Source organism: Bradyrhizobium sp. Leo170, from assembly GCF_004296405.1.
Classification (GTDB): domain Bacteria; phylum Pseudomonadota; class Alphaproteobacteria; order Rhizobiales; family Xanthobacteraceae; genus Bradyrhizobium.
Map to the genome: position 1 here is coordinate 1 of NZ_PSRR01000872.1, position 465 is coordinate 465.

The window sequence follows — 465 nt, forward strand, 5'->3', positions numbered from 1 at the left end:
AAGGCTAAGGAAGCTGAAATATGAATGTCGAGACATCAGTGCGCGTCGAGGACAAGCTGTTCTACAACCGCTATCTTGTCGACGTCGGTCATCCTCACATCAAAGTACGCGCACATACGAAGCCGTCCCTACAGCTGCTTGCACTCTTGAAGGTCTGCCCGGCGCGCTGCTATGAGCTCAACCACAAGGGGCAGGTCGAGGTCACCGTCGACGGCTGCATCGAATGCGGCACCTGCCGTGTCATCGGCGAACCCACTGGCGACATCGAATGGAGCTATCCGCGTGGCGGATATGGCGTCTTATTCAAGTTTGGATGAGGGCTGAACGGCAGGCCGCGTGTCATCGCCAAGAAGCACGGCCCAAGATTGGTCCACGAGCGACCTGATCAATTCGCTGCGACGATGCCGGCACACGGCAGCTGGGGCGAATAGTTGCTCGTGCACTACCCTAAGCGCCGCAGCCAAT

Annotated in this window: 1 protein-coding gene; it reads left to right on the plus strand. The window is 58.1% G+C overall.

From position 1 onward, the window contains the following. The first annotated feature begins 20 nt into the window (after positions 1 to 20). Positions 21 to 317 (plus strand): ferredoxin family protein, encoded by a 297-nt coding sequence (locus tag CWO89_RS45165; protein WP_130584482.1) that lies wholly within the window; start codon positions 21 to 23, stop codon positions 315 to 317. The last annotated feature ends 148 nt before the right edge of the window (positions 318 to 465 follow it).